The organism is Pseudomonas sp. Wu6 (assembly GCF_019891515.1).
GTDB classification, from domain to species: Bacteria; Pseudomonadota; Gammaproteobacteria; order Pseudomonadales; family Pseudomonadaceae; genus Aquipseudomonas; species Aquipseudomonas orientalis_A.
In genome coordinates, this window is the sequence record NZ_JAFLXH010000036.1 from 1 (window position 1) to 17,783 (window position 17,783).

Annotated in this window: 16 protein-coding genes; 11 read left to right on the top strand and 5 right to left on the bottom strand. The window is 61.5% G+C overall.

What is annotated here, in order from left to right:
- Nucleotides 1-467 precede the first annotated feature (467 nt).
- From J1G34_RS21570 to J1G34_RS21580, 3 genes are read left to right on the top strand one after another with little or no spacing between them, the layout of a single operon-like run.
- A complete protein-coding gene (locus J1G34_RS21570; RefSeq protein ID WP_065896390.1) occupies nt 468-1,589 on the top strand; it encodes a glycosyltransferase family 4 protein in 1,122 nt (373 codons plus the stop codon).
- Nucleotides 1,582-2,334 carry a DUF2334 domain-containing protein gene (locus tag J1G34_RS21575; RefSeq protein ID WP_065896389.1) on the top strand — a complete coding sequence of 251 codons (753 nt, stop codon included), beginning with the start codon at nt 1,582-1,584 and terminating at the stop codon, nt 2,332-2,334. Before J1G34_RS21570 ends, J1G34_RS21575 begins: the two co-directional genes overlap by 8 nt.
- Nucleotides 2,322-3,431 (top strand): lysylphosphatidylglycerol synthase transmembrane domain-containing protein, encoded by a 1,110-nt coding sequence (locus J1G34_RS21580; protein WP_065895145.1) that lies wholly within the window; start codon nt 2,322-2,324, stop codon nt 3,429-3,431. Before J1G34_RS21575 ends, J1G34_RS21580 begins: the two co-directional genes overlap by 13 nt.
- A gap of 115 nt (nt 3,432-3,546) precedes the next feature.
- Here J1G34_RS21580 and purU read toward each other — a convergent pair whose 3' ends face one another.
- A complete protein-coding gene (gene purU / locus J1G34_RS21585; protein WP_043050024.1) occupies nt 3,547-4,395 on the bottom strand; it encodes a formyltetrahydrofolate deformylase in 849 nt (282 codons plus the stop codon).
- 345 nt (nt 4,396-4,740) lie between these two features.
- Here purU and mvaT point away from each other — a divergent pair, with 345 nt between their 5' ends.
- A complete protein-coding gene (gene mvaT, locus J1G34_RS21590) occupies nt 4,741-5,115 on the top strand; it encodes a histone-like nucleoid-structuring protein MvaT (RefSeq protein WP_003175830.1) in 375 nt (124 codons plus the stop codon).
- A gap of 90 nt (nt 5,116-5,205) precedes the next feature.
- Here the strand turns inward: mvaT and sbcB are convergent, their stop codons facing one another.
- Entirely contained in the window at nt 5,206-6,633 is a 1,428-nt protein-coding gene (gene sbcB, locus J1G34_RS21595) for an exodeoxyribonuclease I (protein ID WP_065895091.1), read from the bottom strand.
- A gap of 166 nt (nt 6,634-6,799) precedes the next feature.
- Between sbcB and J1G34_RS21600 the strand changes: the two genes are divergently transcribed.
- Genes J1G34_RS21600 through J1G34_RS21625 form a run of 6 tightly spaced genes read left to right on the top strand, consistent with a single transcriptional unit; the run spans nt 6,800 to nt 13,467 of the window.
- Nucleotides 6,800-7,492: an RDD family protein gene (locus J1G34_RS21600; protein ID WP_065895092.1), complete on the top strand. Its 693-nt coding sequence runs from the start codon at nt 6,800-6,802 to the stop codon at nt 7,490-7,492.
- Nucleotides 7,489-8,463 (top strand): stage II sporulation protein M, encoded by a 975-nt coding sequence (locus J1G34_RS21605; RefSeq protein ID WP_222994610.1) that lies wholly within the window; start codon nt 7,489-7,491, stop codon nt 8,461-8,463. The genes J1G34_RS21600 and J1G34_RS21605 overlap by 4 nt, the downstream gene beginning before the upstream one ends.
- Nucleotides 8,450-9,979: a DUF4129 domain-containing protein gene (locus tag J1G34_RS21610; protein ID WP_065895094.1), complete on the top strand. Its 1,530-nt coding sequence runs from the start codon at nt 8,450-8,452 to the stop codon at nt 9,977-9,979. Before J1G34_RS21605 ends, J1G34_RS21610 begins: the two co-directional genes overlap by 14 nt.
- Complete coding sequence (locus tag J1G34_RS21615) at nt 9,976-11,133, top strand: DUF4350 domain-containing protein (RefSeq protein WP_122560978.1); 1,158 nt, start codon at nt 9,976-9,978, stop codon at nt 11,131-11,133. The genes J1G34_RS21610 and J1G34_RS21615 overlap by 4 nt, the downstream gene beginning before the upstream one ends.
- Nucleotides 11,130-12,128 (top strand): AAA family ATPase, encoded by a 999-nt coding sequence (locus J1G34_RS21620; protein ID WP_065887580.1) that lies wholly within the window; start codon nt 11,130-11,132, stop codon nt 12,126-12,128. Before J1G34_RS21615 ends, J1G34_RS21620 begins: the two co-directional genes overlap by 4 nt.
- A gap of 7 nt (nt 12,129-12,135) precedes the next feature.
- Nucleotides 12,136-13,467 (top strand): DUF58 domain-containing protein, encoded by a 1,332-nt coding sequence (locus tag J1G34_RS21625; protein WP_065887579.1) that lies wholly within the window; start codon nt 12,136-12,138, stop codon nt 13,465-13,467.
- 55 nt (nt 13,468-13,522) lie between these two features.
- Here the strand turns inward: J1G34_RS21625 and J1G34_RS21630 are convergent, their stop codons facing one another.
- Together J1G34_RS21630 and J1G34_RS21635 are read right to left on the bottom strand one after the other, a co-directional pair.
- Nucleotides 13,523-13,882, bottom strand: a complete 360-nt coding sequence (locus tag J1G34_RS21630) for a PilZ domain-containing protein (RefSeq protein WP_065895096.1) — start codon at nt 13,880-13,882, stop codon at nt 13,523-13,525.
- A gap of 216 nt (nt 13,883-14,098) precedes the next feature.
- Entirely contained in the window at nt 14,099-14,473 is a 375-nt protein-coding gene (locus tag J1G34_RS21635; RefSeq protein ID WP_065887577.1) for a tetratricopeptide repeat protein, read from the bottom strand.
- A 175-nt stretch (nt 14,474-14,648) separates the two neighbouring features.
- Between J1G34_RS21635 and pyk the strand changes: the two genes are divergently transcribed.
- The gene (gene pyk, locus J1G34_RS21640; protein ID WP_065887576.1) at nt 14,649-16,100 is read left to right on the top strand and encodes a pyruvate kinase; all 1,452 of its coding nucleotides are present in this window, start codon (nt 14,649-14,651) and stop codon (nt 16,098-16,100) included.
- Nucleotides 16,101-16,638: 538 nt separating this feature from the next.
- Here pyk and J1G34_RS21645 read toward each other — a convergent pair.
- Nucleotides 16,639-17,571, bottom strand: coding sequence for an iron-sulfur-binding ferredoxin reductase (locus J1G34_RS21645; protein WP_222994611.1), 933 nt, complete (start codon nt 17,569-17,571; stop codon nt 16,639-16,641).
- Nucleotides 17,572-17,783 lie beyond the last annotated feature (212 nt).

Genomic DNA, 17,783 nt, shown 5'->3' on the forward strand with positions numbered 1-17,783 from the left:
CAGCAGCGCAGCTTTACGTTCTTCTGAATAGAAAGGCATGACCATACTCTTGCCGCCCCCGGAATGCTTTTCAAAAAGCGGGGGACACGACAACTACCCTGACACCGGGGGGTTCGGCCAGCGTGGTTTAACGGGGCGCCTGAGATCAACATCAAAATCAAAAGCGACTCGCTTCGCATCGTGGTTACGGGTGGGTGCGGCTGCTTTATGTAGGAGCGAGCTTGCTCGCGAAAAACTCACAGGCGCCGCGTTCATTCAGGAAGCACGCGTTATCGTTGACGTTTTTCGCGAGCAAGAGCTAGGCGCCCCCTCGCTCCTACAGACGGCGGTGTTCGCTTAACTGACTGGTATCAGGGCAAGCACCCTCCCCCATCATTTCAAGCTCGAACACGCAGCACGACCCCAATCCCGATCGAACATCTATCCTTACCTCAGGTCCACGTTAAGGAGAGCAATGGATCGGAGGGATGTTCATCGTGCATATCGCTGACATAACCATGTTCTACGCCCCGGCCAGCGGTGGCGTACGCACTTATCTGGACGCCAAGCACCGGCGCCTGGCGCTCAAGCCCGGCATTCGCCACAGTCTGTTGGTGCCGGGCGCCCACTTGAGCGAGCGCGATGGTATTTTCCAGGTGCCGGCGCCGCCGCTGCCCTTCGGCAAAGGCTACCGCTTCCCCCTGCGCCTGGCGCCATGGCGAAATGTCCTGCACGATTTGCAGCCTGATCTGATCGAAGTCGGCGATCCTTACCTGACCGCCTGGGCCGCCCTGGACGCCCGGCGCCAGCTGGATGTGCCCGTCATCGGTTTTTACCACTCCGATCTCCCCCTGCTGGTGCGTAACCGCATGGGCGCCTGGTTTACCCCCAACGTCGAAGCTTATGTCAGCAAGCTCTATGGGAATTTTGACCGCGTACTGGCTCCCAGCCAGGTAATGGCCGACAAACTCATTGGACTTGGGGTAAAAAACGTCTTCGTGCAACCCTTGGGCGTCGACCTGCAAACCTTCACGCCACAGGTACGCGACCCCGGCCTGCGCGCCGAACTGGGGATCGATGAAGACACCAGGCTGCTGATTTTCGCCGGGCGTGGCTCCAAGGAAAAGAACCTGCCGGTGCTGCTCAACTGCATGAAGCGCCTGGGCGAGGGTTATCACTTATTGCTGGTGGGTTCCGGCATGCCGGCCAATGTGCCGGACAATGTCACCGTAGTCGATGGCTTCCGCCCGGCCGATCACGTGGCCCGCTTGATGGCCAGCGCCGATGCGTTATTGCATGGCGGTGACCAGGAAACCTTCGGCCTGGTCATTCTGGAAGCCATGGCCTGCGGCATTCCGGTGGTCGCCGTGGCGGCGGGAGCCTTTACCGAGATTGTCGACGAGCGCTGCGGCCTGCTCTGCGCGCCCAACAACCCCAAGGCGATGGCCGATACGGTACGCGAACTGTTTGGCGCCGACAGCCGCCGTCTCGGGGAACAGGCGCGGCGCCATGTCGAACAGCATTACGCGTGGGATGCGGTGGTGGACAGCCTGCTGGGGCATTACCATGCCGTGCTCGGCACACAAAAGCCGATGCTCGCCCATGGTTGAACGTTCAGTCATGCTGGTGCTGCACGACGTGGCGCCGAGCACCTGGGCCGATTACCGGCCCTTTGTCGAAGCCGTCGACGCCATCGGCAATGTCCCTGTCACCTGGCTGGTGGTCCCGGACTTTCATCATCACAACGCCCTGGCCACCCATGCAGACTTCCGGCGCCTGCTCGACAACCGGGTAGCCAAGGGCGATGAACTCACCTTGCACGGGTATTACCACTGCGACGACCAACCCCGGCCGCGTACACCCCGGGAATGGTTCATGCGGCGCATCTATACCCATGAGGGCGAGTTCTACCAGTTATCGCAAGCCGAAGCCTTGCAGCGCCTGACCGACGGCATCGAGGTATTCCAGCGCAATGACTGGCCCCTGCAAGGGTTTGTCGCACCCGCCTGGTTGATGAGCCAGGGTACCCGGTTGGCGTTGCGCCAGTTACCGCTGAGCTACACCAGCGACCCGCAGCACCTGTATCGCCTGCCCGACTTCACGCCCATCCACGCCCCGGGCCTGGTGTGGAGCGCGCGCAGTGCATGGCGCCGAGGCTTGTCCAAGGTCTTGAGCGATCGACGCGAGCAGCGCTGGCAGACCGCACCGGTGATCCGGTTAGGGTTGCACCCCGTCGATATGCGTCACGAATTTTCCCGTCAGTATTGGCTGCACACCCTGGAGCGCCTGCTTGAGGATGGACGCACGCCACAGACCAAGTCCGCGTGGCTGTCGACGCTGCCATGCGCCGGCTGATCTGGCTGGGCCTGGCGCTGCTGGTCGCGCTGGTGATCCCGGTGTGGCTGGGTGGCGGCGAAACCGTTGCGCGCCTGCGCCAGTTTCCCCTGCTCCAATTACTGGGAATGTTTGCCATGATCATCGGCTGCTGGCTGATCAACAGCCTGCGCCTGCGCTTATTGCTGGGCGCACAGCGCGCTCGGTTGGGATGGCGCAAAAGCCTGGGCGTGGTGATATCGACCGAATTCGCCATGTGCGCGACCCCAGGCGGCAGCGGCGGGCCCCTCACGCTGATGGGCCTGCTGGCACGCAGCGGCATACGGCCGGCCCATGGCAGCGCGGTGTTCGCCATGGACCAGTTGAGTGACTTGCTGTTCTTTTTCTGCGCACTGGTGGGCATCGTGCTGTATGCGCTGTTCCATAGCCTCAGCCCACGCCTGGAAGAGCTGTTGGGGCTCAGTGCCGTGTCGATGGTCGGTGGCGTCGTCGGCTGCGTGTTGGTGGTGCGCTTTCATCGCCGCCTGATTCGCCTGGCCGGAAGTGCACTCAAGGCCATGAAAGTGCGCGCCGGCACCCGCCGGCGGTGGGCCCGTCGGTTGCTGCGCTTCCTTGCGGCCTTCACCCAAACGCTGAAATTGCCCTGGAGCACCCTGCTCGGGGTGTTCGCGCTGACCAGCCTGCATTGGTTATTACGCTACAGCGTCTTGTACCTGGCGCTGCGTGGCCTGGGTGGGCAGGTGCAGTGGGCCTGGAGCTTCCTGATCCAGATGCTGTCATTGACCGCAGGGCAATTGAGCCTGCTGCCAGGCGGGGCCGGGGCGGCGGAGTTGACGTCGGCGGCATTGCTCGCGCCGATGGTAGGCAATGCCACGGCGGCGGCAGCCATTCTGATCTGGCGGGCAGTGACCTATTACTTCTATCTGCTGGCCGGTGCGCCCGTGTTTCTGTTGATGGTGGGCAAGCCGCTGCTCAAGCGTCTTTTCCGGGGGCAGCGGGCGGCTTTTCATCCTCCTGCAACTGCTCCCACAACTGGGCGGCGCCGGGAAAGTCAGTACCATCCTCAGCACACAGCGCATCCGGGTCGTAGCGACTCAGACAGCCCTCGCCCAGGGTAGCGGGTGGCCTGGAAGTCGCCTTGTCGAGTGGGTCGGTCATGGTCGCCTCCTGAAAATAAAAAGGGCCCGGAGAGTTTTACTCCCGGACCCCTGCTTGTTCAACCAGACGCGTCGGTCAGAACACCACGGTCTTGTTGCCGTGCACCAATACGCGATCTTCCAGGTGATAACGCAAGCCACGGGCCAGCACCATCTTTTCGACGTCGCGACCGAAACGCACCATGTCTTCGATGCTGTCGCTGTGGCTGACGCGCACCACGTCCTGCTCGATGATCGGACCGGCGTCCAGCTCCTCGGTGACATAGTGACAGGTTGCGCCGATCAGCTTCACGCCGCGCAGGGACGCCTGGTGATAAGGCTTGGCACCCACGAACGACGGCAGGAAGCTGTGGTGAATGTTGATCACCTTGCCCGCGTATTCGCGGCACAGTTCCGGCGGCAGGATCTGCATGTAGCGCGCCAGCACCACCACGTCGGCATCGTGCTGCTTGACCAGGCGCGACACTTCGGCGAACGCCGGCTCCTTGTCCTGCGGGTTGACCGGCACGTGGTAATACGGGATGCCATGCCATTCGACCATGCTGCGCAGGTCGTCATGGTTGGAGATCACACACGCGATCTCGCAATCGAGCTCATCGCTGTGCCAGCGGTGCAGCAGGTCCGCCAGGCAGTGGGATTCACGGCTGGCCATCAGCACGACGCGTTTCTTCTGCTCTGTGTCGGTGATGTGCCAGGTCATCGAAAACTCTTCGGCGATCGGCGCAAACGCCTCACGGAAGGCTTGCAGACCAAAAGGCAAGGTATCGGCACGGATTTCGTGACGCATGAAAAACCAACCGCTGAGATCATCCGAGTGATGGCTCGCCTCGGTGATCCAACCGTTATGAGAAGCCAGAAAGTTACTGACCTTGGCAACGATGCCAACCCGGTCCGGGCAAGCAATCACCAGCCGAAAAGTGCGCATTAGGGGGAAACTCCAGAACTTCGCAAAGGCCGCCATTCTAGCGATTGCGCAGAAAAACTGCAGTACTCCTTGTGCCTTATTCTGATCCCTGGCGCTGGCAACACCCCTTAACAGCGTAAGGGTTTACCAGCGTTATATGGCGTTACACAGGCAAGCTCGGCAATTAGCAGAATTAAGCTGATTGTTTTTAGCCGCGTACCCGATAATTAACTCGACTTCACACCGCGGCGAAAAACTTCAATCTAATTCACGTAAATAGCTGCTTAAATGTTTACTTGATGAAATTGCCTGACTATTATTAGGCCACTCACCCTGTCAATCAGCGTTCTACATAAGGTTGTCCACATGTCTCTGATCAACGAATACCGCGCCACCGAAGAAGCTATCAAAGAGCTGCAAGCCCGTTTGAAGAACCTGTCGCAAGACGACAAGCTGAAAACCGAGCTGGAATTCGAAGGCAAACTGCGCACCCTGATGGGCGAATACTCCAAATCCCTGCGTGACATCATCGCGCTGCTGGATCCGGAATCGAAAGTTAAAGCACCGCGTGGCGCTGTGAAAACTACCGGCACCAAACGTGCTCGCAAAGTCAAGCAGTACAAAAACCCGCACAACGGTGAAGTGATTGAAACCAAAGGCGGCAATCACAAGACACTGAAAGAGTGGAAAGCCAAGTGGGGCGGTGACGTGGTAGAAGGTTGGGCTACCCTGCTGGGCTAAGCCTGGTCGGATCTGCACCCGATACGCGACACATTGAAAACGCCAGCTCGCTGGCGTTTTTTATTGTCTGAATGTTTTGCAGTTGCTCGGCTACAGATTCAGGCGGGCCGCTAAAGAGTCAGCATAGTCTTGCCATTCATCCAGTACCTGGCACTGAAACGCTGTCGCACTGTTTTTCAATTCCTGATGGGCCAGCTTAAATGCCGCCAGGGTATTGGGTGCGCCCCATACCGGGTCTGACAACCGTTGCTGACAGAAAAGTCTCCAGCGCTCTTGCTCCTCATTGTTCAAGGTTTCAGGAAAGTTACGCGCGCGATAGCGGAATAATAATTCAGGCAATCGATGATCATCGAACGGCCATTGCTGGCGTCCCAGTTGTACCGGCTCTGCCATGCGAACTTGTTCACATAAGCGCCGATCACGGTCGCCGATAAAACCCTCATAGAGCTGCTGCTCAGGATCGGCATTCGGCGCATATTCCTCCTCGGCGTAAACGCTCGCCAACTTGTCACGCCAAACTTCCTGTGCGTCAGTTAGTCGCAGCGCCCGTGCCTGGTAAACCTCCATATCCAATTGCAACCGCTCGCGATCTTGCGCGCGCAGCACTTTCAAGGGCGCGACGACCGGACAGCGGTTGATGTGCAGCAACTTGAGCGGCACCGGCAGATCGCCCGCCGACAGCTCATCGCGCCGCGTATAGAGGCGCTCGCGCAACGTTTGGGCATCCAGTTCGAGCAGGGCCTGCGGGTCGAGCCCCAAGTCGCACACAATCAATGCATTGCGATTGCGCGGATGCCAGGCCAACGGCAAGACCACCCCCAGATAATGCCGCTCGGCGCTGAAGCGTCCGGAAATATGCACCAGCGGCTGTAACAGGCGCACCTGGTCCATCACCCGTTGCTTGCTCCGCAACTGGAACAGCCACTCATACAGCTTGGGTTGTTTGTCCCGCACCAATCGCGCCAGGGCGATGGTCGCGCGCACGTCAGACAACGCATCGTGGGCCTGGCCGTGGTCGATGCCGTTGGCTTGCGTCAGGCGTTCGAGCTTGAGCGTCACGCGCCCGTCCTGCTCGGGCCACACAATCCCCTCCGGGCGCAGGGCATAGGCGGTACGCATCACATCGATCAAGTCCCAGCGGCTGTTGCCGCCCTGCCACTCGCGTGCGTAAGGGTCGAAAAAGTTGCGATAGAGACTGTAGCGCGTCATTTCATCGTCAAAGCGCAGGGTGTTATAACCCGCGCCGCAGGTGCCGGGGGCCGCGAGTTCGGCGTGCACCCGGGTCATGAAGTCCGCTTCGGCAAGGCCTTTGTGCGCCAGGACCTGCGGCGTGATACCGGTGATCGCACACGCTGCCGGATGGGGCAGGATATCGTCGCTGGGCCGGCAATACAGATTGATCGGCGGGCCGACCTCGTTGAGCTCGAGGTCGGTACGAATGCCGGCTACCTGCAGCGGGCGATCGCTGCGCGGGTTGATTCCGGTGGTTTCATAGTCGTACCAGAAAATGGAGGTCACGGGCTGTTCCTGTGCTGAAGACCGGCAAAGTCTAGGCGCTGCAAGGGGCCAGGGGCCAGCAATACCTTACTGGACAAACATCCAGCAAAATCTTGAAGGGTTGCTTCCCGCCTCGACACTGCTAGCATCCGTGTCTCTCAGTCGCTTCGCACTGCCAAGGATCGCAATGCCAACAGCTCCTCTGGATACCTGCTACCAGATCGAGACCCCCGAGGGTATCGACCTGCCCTTGCGCCCTGCCGGCCTTGCGCCAAGGGCATTGGCCTTTGCCTTCGATCTGCTCGTGCGCGGCGTGATCATGGGCATCCTGCTGGTGCCCCTGGCGCTGCTTGGCAACCTCGGCCTCGGCCTGGGCGCGCTGCTGCTGTTCCTGGTCAGTTGGTGGTACATGGTGCTGTTCGAAGTGCTCAACCAGGGCTGCTCGCCCGGCAAGCAAGTCATGGGCCTGCGGGTGGTACAGGATGACGGCACCGCCATCGGTTGGTCGGCATCACTGATCCGCAACCTGCTGCGGTTTGTCGACATACTGCCCTTCGGCTACTTCTTCGGCGCCATCAGTTGCCTGCAACATCCGCACTTCAAGCGGCTCGGCGACCTGGCAGCGGGCACGCTGGTGGTCTACCGCGAACAGTCGCTGGCCCGTCCGCCCCTACCTCAGGCAGCCGCCCTGCGCCTGCCCTTCGCGCTGGAGCTGAGTGAACAGCGCGCAATCCTCGGTTTCGCCGAACGCCAGGCCGACCTGTCTGCCGAGCGGGTGCATGAACTGGCTGCAATCCTCGCGGCGCCCTTGCAGGTGTCCCCGGCCCGCGCCGTGGAGCAACTTAACGGTGTGGCCCGCGGTTTGTTGGGGCCGACATGAAGCAGAGCCTTTTTGAAAGCCGGCACCAGCAGCAATGGCAGACTTTCGCCGAACAACTGAAACAGTTGGAGCGAGGCAAAGCCTGCGAGGTGGCCGACTTCCCTTATCACTATCGACGCCTGTGCCAACACCTGGCCCTGGCCCAGGAGCGCGGCTACAGCAGTTACCTGGTGGACCGCCTGCAACAACTGGCGCTGCGCGGCCACCAGCAACTGTATCGCCATCGCAGCCAAACGACGGCGAACGTGGTGGCCTTCATCCTCGCCGATTTCCCGCGCCTGGTACGCGAACAATGGCGGTTCGTGCTGATCGCCAGCCTGCTGTTCTTTGGCAGCCTGCTGGGCATAGCCCTGTTGGTCTACCTGTTTCCCGACCTGATCTACAGCATCGTCAGCCCGCAACAGGTGGCCGAGATGCAAAGCATGTACGACCCCGCCGCCAGTCGCCTGGGCCGCGCGGCCGAACGCGCCTCCAGCGAAGACTGGATGATGTTTGGCTACTACGTGATGCACAACATCGGCATCGCCTTCCAGACCTTTGCCGCCGGTTTGCTGTTCGGCCTGGGCAGCGTGTTCTTCCTGGTCTTCAACGGCTTGACCATCGGGGCGGTGTCCGGGTACCTGAGTGAAATCGGCTACGGCCAGACCTTCTGGTCATTCGTGATCGGCCATGGTGCCTTCGAACTCAGCGCCATCGCACTGGCCGGTGCGGCGGGCCTGCAACTGGGCTGGTCACTGATCGCGCCAGGGCCGTTGGCACGTAGCGAATCCCTGCGCCTGGCGGCCCGCAAAAGCGTGCAGATGCTCTGCGGAGTCATGGTGTTCCTGCTGATCGCAGCGTTCATCGAAGCCTACTGGTCATCCACCACAAGCATTGCGCCCTGGATCAAATACCTGGTGGGCAGCGCACTATGGCTGCTGGTGGCCGCCTACCTGATCTTCGCCGGCCGGACTCGCCATGCGCCTGACTGACGCCAGCGTGGTCATCCGCCCGCGTACCTCCTGGGAAGCCATGGACCTCGGCGTACTGCTGGCCCGTGAACATCGTGCAGTGCTGATGGGCAGTTGGGCCCTGGTCAGCCTGCCTGTGTTCCTGCTACTCACCTCGCTGCTGTGGCAGTACCCGTCTTACGCCCTATTCCTGTTCTGGTGGCTCAAGCCCGCCTTCGAACGCTTGCCGTTGTACATTCTTTCCAAGGCCCTGTTTGGTGAAACCCCGAGCCTGAAACAGGCCGCTCGCCAGTGGCCACGCCTGCTCAGGGGGCAACTGTTCGCCAGCCTGACCTGGCGCCGGCTGAGCCTGAGCCGCAGCTTCATGCTGCCGGTGAGCCAGCTTGAAGGCCTGGATGGGCCGGTGCGTCAACAGCGCCTGGGCATACTGCAACAGCGTAATGCAGGCGCCGCGCGCTGGCTGACAATCATCGGGGTGCATATGGAGATCGGCCTATGGTTCGGGTGCATGGCGCTGTTCTATCTGTTCATCCCCGAGCAGGTTGAACTGCAGTGGGACTGGCAGCGGCTGGTACTGGCGACAGGCCCGCAGGGGCTATGGCTGGAACACCTGAGCAACGCGTTCTATGCGCTGGTCCTGGTGTTCTGGGAACCCATCTACGTCGCCTGCGGTTTCAGCCTGTACCTCAACCGTCGCACCGTTCTGGAAGCCTGGGACCTGGAACTAGTGTTTCGCCGGTTGCGCCAACGCCTGAGCGGTGTCGCGCCGCTGTTGCTGCTGGTCGTCGGGCTCACGCTGGTGCAACTGAGCCCATCGGCGCTGGCCGATCAGACAGCTGAGCCCAAGCCCCTCGGCACCCAGGCGGCCAGCCAATCGATCAAGGCGCTGTTGGAAAAACCGCCGTTCAAGAATCCGCAAACCGTCACCCGTTATCGTTTTGGCGAGGAAAAACCCGCCACGCCCCGCAAAGCCCATGGGGACGGTAAATTACCTGCCTGGCTCCAGCAATTGCTCGACAACCTCAACAGCAACACCTTCAGGCACGTGGCCCAAGGCTTGGAGATACTGCTATGGAGCGTGGTGATTGGCGGGCTGGCCCTGGTGGTGTGGCGCTACCGTGAATGGCTGCGCACATTTGTCAGCCGCAGGCGGCGACCTCAGCCCATCACCGCAAGGCCTGCGCCTGCCCAATTGTTCGGCCTGGAACTGGGGGTCGAGACATTGCCCGACGATATCGCCAGCGCCGCCGAACAGCTATGGCCCACCCGCCCGCGGGAAGCCCTCGGCCTGCTGTATCGCGGCCTGCTCAGCCGGCTGCTGCATGAGTTCGACCTGCCACTCAAAAGTGCCGATACCGAGGGCCAGGTACTGGAGCGCGTTCATCAGTTGCAGCAACCGCAGTTGCTGGCATTCAGCCGCGAATTGACCGCTCACTGGCAAAACCTTGCCTATGGCCATCGACTGCCTCCCGGCACCGCCCAGCAAAAACTGTGCAGCGATTGGCGCGCACTCTTCAGTAGCGGAGCCAGCCAATGAAACGGCCATTACTGTGGATTGCCGCGCTGCTGGCCTGCCTGTTGGGAGCGGGCGGCCTGTATGCCTGGCACAAGGCAATTCCCTATGAGGAGGTTGTGGATCGTGGCCCATCGCCGGACGCACTGGCCAACCCCTACCTCGCGGCGGAGGATTTCCTGCGCCAGCAAGGCCTGGCGGTAACACATGCCAACGGGCTCGAGCGGCTTGCCGATCTGCCCGCCCCAGGCCATAGCCTGCTGTTGCTGGGGGAGCGTGGCAACATGACCCCAGGCCAGGTCGAACAACTGCTGGCGTGGGCAAAAGCCGGGGGGCACCTGTTACTGGTGGCCGAGGCGTTATGGGATGAAGAGACCGGTAAAAGCGGCGACCTGCTGCTCGATCGTCTCAATCTTCACCAAACCCTTAGCGATGACTTCGACGAGCCGGCGGTGCCGCGCAAAAAGATCGCGCCGGACCTCACTAAACTGTATGTCGACAATGAAACCGCACCGGCGTATTTCAGTTTTGACACCGACTTCAACCTTACCGACCCCGGGCACCTGGCGCAGTTTTCAGCCAACAGCGCCAAGTCCAGCCATCTGATGCAACTTGACCTCGGGTCAGGCCGCGTCACGGTGCTCACCGACAGCGACCTGTGGAAAACCCCGAGCATCGGCAAGCACGACAATGCCTGGCTGCTGTGGTACCTGAACCAGGGCACCGACGTCACCCTGCTGTTCAACAGCGGCGCGGACAACCTGCTGACCCTGCTGGTTCGTTACTTCCCCCAGGCCCTCGTCGCGCTGGTCGCACTGCTTGCCCTGGCACTCTGGCACGCCGGCATGCGCCAGGGCCCGATCCAGGCACCCGCGCCCAAGGCGCGTCGACAGCTACAGGAGCATTTGCGCGCCAGCGCCGACTTCCTGCTACGCCGCAGCGGCCAGGGCGCCTTGCTGCAAGCCTTGCAGCAGGATTTACTGCGCACCGCCCGCCGCCGTCACCCCGGCTTTGAACACCTCGACATGGCAGAACAATGTCAGGTGCTGGAACACCTGACGCAACAACCCTCCCCTATCATCCGCCAGGCACTCGCCGCACCTGCGCTGAAACGGCTCTCCAGCGCCGATTTCAGCCAACGGGTGGCGTGCCTGCAAACCCTCAGGAATGCCCTATGAGCGACTCTCCAACGGCTACAACCCTGACCGCAGAACAGACTGTCCAAAACGCCACGCAACAGGCCCAGGCCCTGCGCATTGAATTACGCAAGGCAGTGATTGGCCAGGACGCGGTGATTGATGACGTGCTCACTGCGCTGATTGCAGGTGGCCATGTGCTGTTGGAGGGTGTACCCGGCCTTGGCAAAACGTTGCTGGTGCGTGCGCTGGCCCGTTGTTTCGGCGGCGATTTCGCGCGCATCCAGTTCACGCCGGACCTGATGCCCAGCGATGTCACCGGCCACGCGGTGTACGACCTGCAGACCGAACAGTTCAAGCTGCGCAAGGGGCCGTTGTTCACCCACTTGTTACTGGCCGACGAAATCAACCGCGCTCCGGCCAAGACCCAGGCGGCACTGCTCGAAGCCATGCAGGAGCGCCAAGTCACCCTGGAGGGCGAGGCATTGCCCATCGGCGCGCCGTTCATGGTGCTTGCCACCCAGAACCCGATCGAGCAGGAAGGCACCTATCCGTTACCTGAAGCCGAGTTGGACCGCTTCATGCTCAAGGTGCGCATGGACTATCCCGACGCGCAGCAGGAAGTGGACATGGTGCGCGAAGTGACCCGCTCGTCCAGGGCCGACATGCTCGATGTACAACCGTTGCGTACCGTGCTGCAGGCCGAAGACGTGGTACAGATGCAGCAGATCGCCAGCGGCATGCCTCTGGATGAACAGGTGCTCGACTATGCCGTACGCCTGGCGCGGGCCACGCGCAGTTGGCCGGGCTTGACCATCGGCGCAGGCCCACGGGCCTCTATCGCCCTGATTCGCGGCGCCCGTGCCCGTGCGCTGTTGCGCGGCGGCGACTTCGTGACCCCGGATGACGTCAAGGGATGCGCCCTGGCGGTGCTGCGTCACCGCGTACGGCTCGCGCCCGAACTGGACATCGATGGCCTGGAGGTGGACCAGGTGATCAAGCAGTTGCTCGACCAGATTGCGGCCCCCAGGCAGTAACGCCGGCATGAAACCGACCCGTCTGTTCCTGACCTGGCTGGGTGTCCTGTTGGCCCTCAGTATCCTGCTGGGCGCGTCGATGGCCTTGCAGGTCAAGGTGCCCGAGACCTTGCACGCAATCGCCTGGGGCCTGCTCCTGGCCCTGTTGGTGCTGGCGATGCTCGATGCCATACGGTTACGCCGCCGCCCTTCGGTACGTGTGCGCAGGACACTGCCCGGCAGCCTGGCATTGGGGCGCTGGGGAGAAGTGCGCCTGTCACTGGAACACGACTATCCACAGCCGCTGACCGTGCAGGTATTCGATCACGTGCCCGACGGGCTGGTTGTGGATAACCTGCCGCAATCCATTTTGCTGCGCCCGGGCGAGCGTGGTGAGTTGGGCTATCGTGTGCGCCCCGTACGACGTGGACATTTCAGCTTCAGCCGCTGCGAAATCCATCTGCCCAGCCCCCTGGGGTTGTGGTCGGCGCGGCGCTGGCTCGACGTCACGGACGCCACTCGCGTGTACCCGGACTTCGCACGCTTATCGGGTGCGCAGTTGCAGGGGGTGGATAACTGGCTGAGCCAACTGGGTGTGCGCCAGCATCAGCGGCGTGGACCGGGCCTGGAGTTTCATCAATTACGCGAGTTTCGCGACGGTGACAGCCTGCGTCAGATCGACTGGAAAGCCACGGCACGACAACGCACGCCGATTGCCCGGGAATATGAGGATGAACGTGACCAACAGATTGTGTTCATGCTCGATTGCGGCCGGCGCATGCGCAGCCAGGACGACGAGTTGTCCCACTTCGACCACGCTCTGGATGCCTGTCTGTTACTGAGTTACGTCGCCTTGCGCCAAGGCGATGCAGTCGGGCTGTGTACCTTTGCCAGCGACCAGCCGCGTTACCTGGCGCCGGTCAAGGGCAGCGGTCAGTTGAACGTCTTGCTCAATGCCGTCTATGACTTGCACAGCACACGCAAGACAGCCGACTACGAGGCCGCCGCCAGCCAATTGCTGGCTCGGCAAACACGGCGCGCATTAGTGATCGTGGTCACCAACCTGCGTGATGAAGACGATGAAGCACTGGTGAGTGCGATCAAGCGCATTGGTCGGCACCATCGGGTGCTGATCGCGAGTTTGCGAGAGGAAGTGCTCGATCAACTGCGCCAGGCCCCGGTACAAACCCTGCCCGAAGCATTGGCCTACAGCGGCGCAATTGACTACCTCAACATGCGTAACCAGTTGCATGACCGCCTGGGTGCCCATGGGCTGACCGTGCTGGATAGCTTGCCGTCAACATTGGGCGCCGCGCTGGTGACGCGTTACCTGCGCTGGAAAAAAGCCGGCGTGTTCTGAACGCACGCGCACGGCCACGGTGGACACGGCCCCCGTAGCCGACTGCACCCGCCGTTCAGGCGGATGCCTGCAGCGGATCGAAACTGAAGTAATGCAACAAGGCGCTGATCAGCTGTGCGTATTCTTCGCATGCCTGAAGCACGCGGAACCCCGAATCGTAATGTTGCGGGTTGACGTCTTCCCGGCTCCACAGACAAGTCGCGGTAAGATCAACAGCCTGGAATTCGCCGTGCAGCCCGGGAATTTTCAAGCGCAGCTCGAAGTCTGCACCGATCATCATCGGTAACTGGCTGATCAGCATCAGCCCGCCCTCGGAAACGTCGCCCAGAAAACCGATTGGCTTGTCCGTAAGCCGATTGAACACCTGCAAGAAATAAGGCAGCTGATGCCGTTCGATCCGTCGTTCGATAAACATGGTGAGGTTGCCATCCCATAAAGCCAGTGATTCGAAACGAGCCCATCGCTCTCCCTGATATCGGTGTGAAAAGCGCGCGTTGTCACGCGACCGCTGCCGAATCCGGGCGTTGCACTGTTTTGAATAGAAAGTTGTACAAACTGATATTCAAAGAATAGCCCAAGACTGGCACCAGGCCAGTTCTCAAGCGACAAAGTTCTCAAGCGACAAATAGCACTACAGCGAGGTCGGCCGTGGTTGCGCCACACTTGCGCCGGAGTCATGCCCCAACTGGCGCAAGGTATCGAGCCGGGCACGGGCGCGATAAGCGTACTCGCTGGACGGGTATTGGCTGATGATGAATTGATAGGTTTGCGCGGCATCGACGAACAGCTTCTGCCGCTCCAGGCACTGCCCGCGCAGCATCGAAACCTCGGGTTGCACATAACGACGGGTGCGGCTCTCGCGGTCGACCTGGGACAACTCCAGCGTGACCCGCGCGCAATCGCCCACCCCATAGGCACGGTAAGCGTTGTTCAAATGGTGGTCCATTGACCAGCGGGTGCAGCCGACAACACTGACGGCCAGGGCAGCAACGAGCAAAATTCGCATGGGGGTTCTCCTGTCTTGTGCAGTGTATCGACCCCGCGCCGAAAATCTTCAAGACTGTTCGTCTTTTCAACCTCAGCAAAAACAAGCCGTTCGTCAATAAGTAGTGCAAACGAACAATGACTACAACGAAAGAGCATAGTAGCCTTCCCCAGCGCTTGAACTCAGGAGTCTGTGCATGTCCGTCCGTCGTACCAAAATCGTCGCCACCCTTGGCCCGGCCAGCAACTCGCCGGAAGTCCTCGAACAGCTGATTCTGGCTGGTTTGGACGTTGCCCGTCTGAACTTCTCCCACGGCACCCCGGACGAGCACAAGGCTCGCGCCAAGCTGGTGCGTGACCTGGCCGCCAAACACGGTCGTTTCGTGGCGCTGCTGGGTGACCTGCAAGGCCCGAAGATCCGTATCGCCAAATTCGCCAACAAGCGGATCGAGCTGAAGATCGGTGACAAATTCACCTTCTCTACCAGCCATCCGCTGACTGAAGGCACCCAGGACATCGTCGGCATCGACTACCCGGACCTGGTCAAGGACTGCGGCGTCGGCGACGAACTGCTGCTCGATGACGGCCGCGTGGTCATGCGCGTCGACACCGCGACCCCGACCGAACTGCATTGCACCGTGATCATCGGCGGCCCGCTGTCCGACCACAAAGGCATCAACCGTCGCGGCGGTGGCCTGACCGCACCGGCCCTGACTGAAAAAGACAAGGCCGACATCAAGCTCGCCGCCGAGATGGAAGTGGACTACCTCGCCGTGTCCTTCCCGCGCGACGCCGCCGACATGGAATACGCCCGTAAACTGCGCGACGAAGCCGGTGGCACCGCTTGGCTCGTGGCGAAGATCGAACGCGCCGAAGCCGTGGCCGATGACGAAACCCTCGACGGCCTGATCAAGGCGTCGGACGCCGTGATGGTTGCCCGTGGCGACCTGGGCGTGGAAATCGGCGACGCCGAGCTGATCGGCATCCAGAAGAAAATCATCCTGCACGCGCGCCGCCACAACAAAGCGGTGATCGTTGCGACCCAGATGATGGAGTCGATGATCCAGAACCCGATGCCGACCCGCGCCGAAGTGTCCGACGTGGCCAACGCCGTGCTCGACTACACCGACGCCGTGATGCTCTCGGCTGAAAGCGCCGCCGGCCCGTACCCGTTGGAGGCCGTCCAGGCCATGGCGCGCATCTGCGTCGGCGCTGAAAAGCACCCCACCAGCAAGACCTCCAGCCATCGCATCGGCAAGGTTTTCGAAAGCTGCGACCAGAGCATCGCCCTGGCGGCCATGTACACCGCCAACCACTTCCCGGGCGTCAAGGCAATCATCGCCCTGACCGAAAGTGGCTATACGCCGTTGATCATGTCGCGCATCCGCTCCTCGGTGCCGATCTACGCGTTCACCCCTCACCGCGAAGCCCAGGCCCGCGCGGCGATGTTCCGCGGCGTGTACACCATTCCCTTCGATCCGGCCTCGCTGGCACCCAACGAAGTCAGCCAGAAAGCCATCGACGAACTGGTCAAACGCGGCGTCGTAGAGAAAGGCGACTGGGTCATCCTGACCAAAGGCGACAGCTACCACACCACCGGTGGCACCAATGGCATGAAGATCCTGCACGTGGGCGACCCGCAGTACTGAGTGACACGCAAAAAAAACAAAAGCCCCGCCATGAGAATGGCGGGGCTTTTTGCATTTAAGGCGTCATCGCGGCACAGTTACCTACACAACCGCAGTTCGCAGCCCCCACGCTAACCACGATGCGAAGCGAGCCGCCCTTGATCTTGATCTTGACCTGCTTTTGATCTTAGGCGCCCCGTCAAACCACGCTGGCCGGAATTCGCCATGGATTTGGGGGGCAAACCGGCAGGGATGCCGGTTTAGCCGCCCCGCGCCATGGATGGCGCGTGGCGGCGGCCCCCCAAATCCATGGCGGATTACGGGCACACCGAGCCCAGGCGAGGTGCCGAGTGGTGGGGCAAGAGCGTTTTGCTTACTTTTGCGCTTTTCAAAAGTGAGCCGCCGTAAGGGCGGAACCCTAAGCAGCCGTTACCTAAGTAATGGATATGTACTCGGTCCAATCCAACATCCTGGTCGGCCCAGAGGCCGCCATCGGGGGCAAGCCCCCTCCCACAGTTAACCGCGTACACCCGCAACGCCTGTGCTCGACAGCCAGCGTTCAACCACGGGGCAGGAATACATCGGCCAGCAGTTGATTACGCGGCAGCCCCACCAGGAACAAGCGTTTGGAAAAGGCTTCGACGCTGTCAGGATGCCCGCAGACTAAGGCCAGCGCTTGCCGCGATATGAGCCGCAGTTGCCCCAATGCCTGGGCCAACTCATGTGCGGTCCACAACTCCACTGTAAGGTTCTGATGCTGCGCGGCCAGCGCCATCAGGGACCCGGCCAGATAATGCCCATCAGCATCATGCGCCAGATGAACCACGCGAATGGCACCTTGGTGATCCTGGCGCAACGCCTCACGCAACACCCCCCACAAGGGCCCCAGCCCGGTACCGGAGGCGAGCAGCCACAGCGGTCGCGCCTGCCAGTCCGGATCGTAATGCAGCGCCCCGCCGCGCAACTCGCCCAGGCGCAGACATTCCCCCAGGTTCAACTGTCGCGCCGCATCGCTGAATTCGCCGGGTAAACGGCAATCCAGATGAAACTCCAGGTACGGATCCTCCTGCGGCAAACTCGCCAGGGAATACGGCCGCGCCACCTGCCCCGCCCATAACACCAGGTGCTGCCCAGCGCTGTAACGCAGGCCGCGCTGCGGTTGCAGGCGCAGACGCAGCACCGACGCCGTCAGCCAATCGGCACCCACCACCTTCGCCGCCACACCATCGCGCACAGGATCAAAGGCTTCGACCTGCAGATCGCCAACCACCTGGCACTGGCACGCCAGGCGCCAACCGTGCTGGCGTTGCTGCGGGCTCAACGCGTCAGGTTGGCGGTCCTGAACCTCGCCCTGGCAACGTACCAGGCAGGCATGGCAACTGCCGGCGCGGCAACTGTAGGGCACGGCCACACCTGCCTGGTTCAAGGCATCCAGCAGGTTGCTGCCGGTGGCGACCGACCAGTGGCGTTCGCCGACGTGCAGTTCAGGCATATAAAGGCTCTATCAGAAGGGACGCGCACAGGGAATCATGCCTGCGACAGTTTGACCATAGTCGGGTGTATCGGCCACCGCCACGGGTTATACTGCCGCGCCTTTTTAGCGTCGCGCCTGCACCAATGGCGTGCCTGTGGAAGGTGGCTTCAGCCGACCGATGCAACACTGAAGCCACCTTTATTGAATGTTCCCTTATAGAGGAGCGCGAC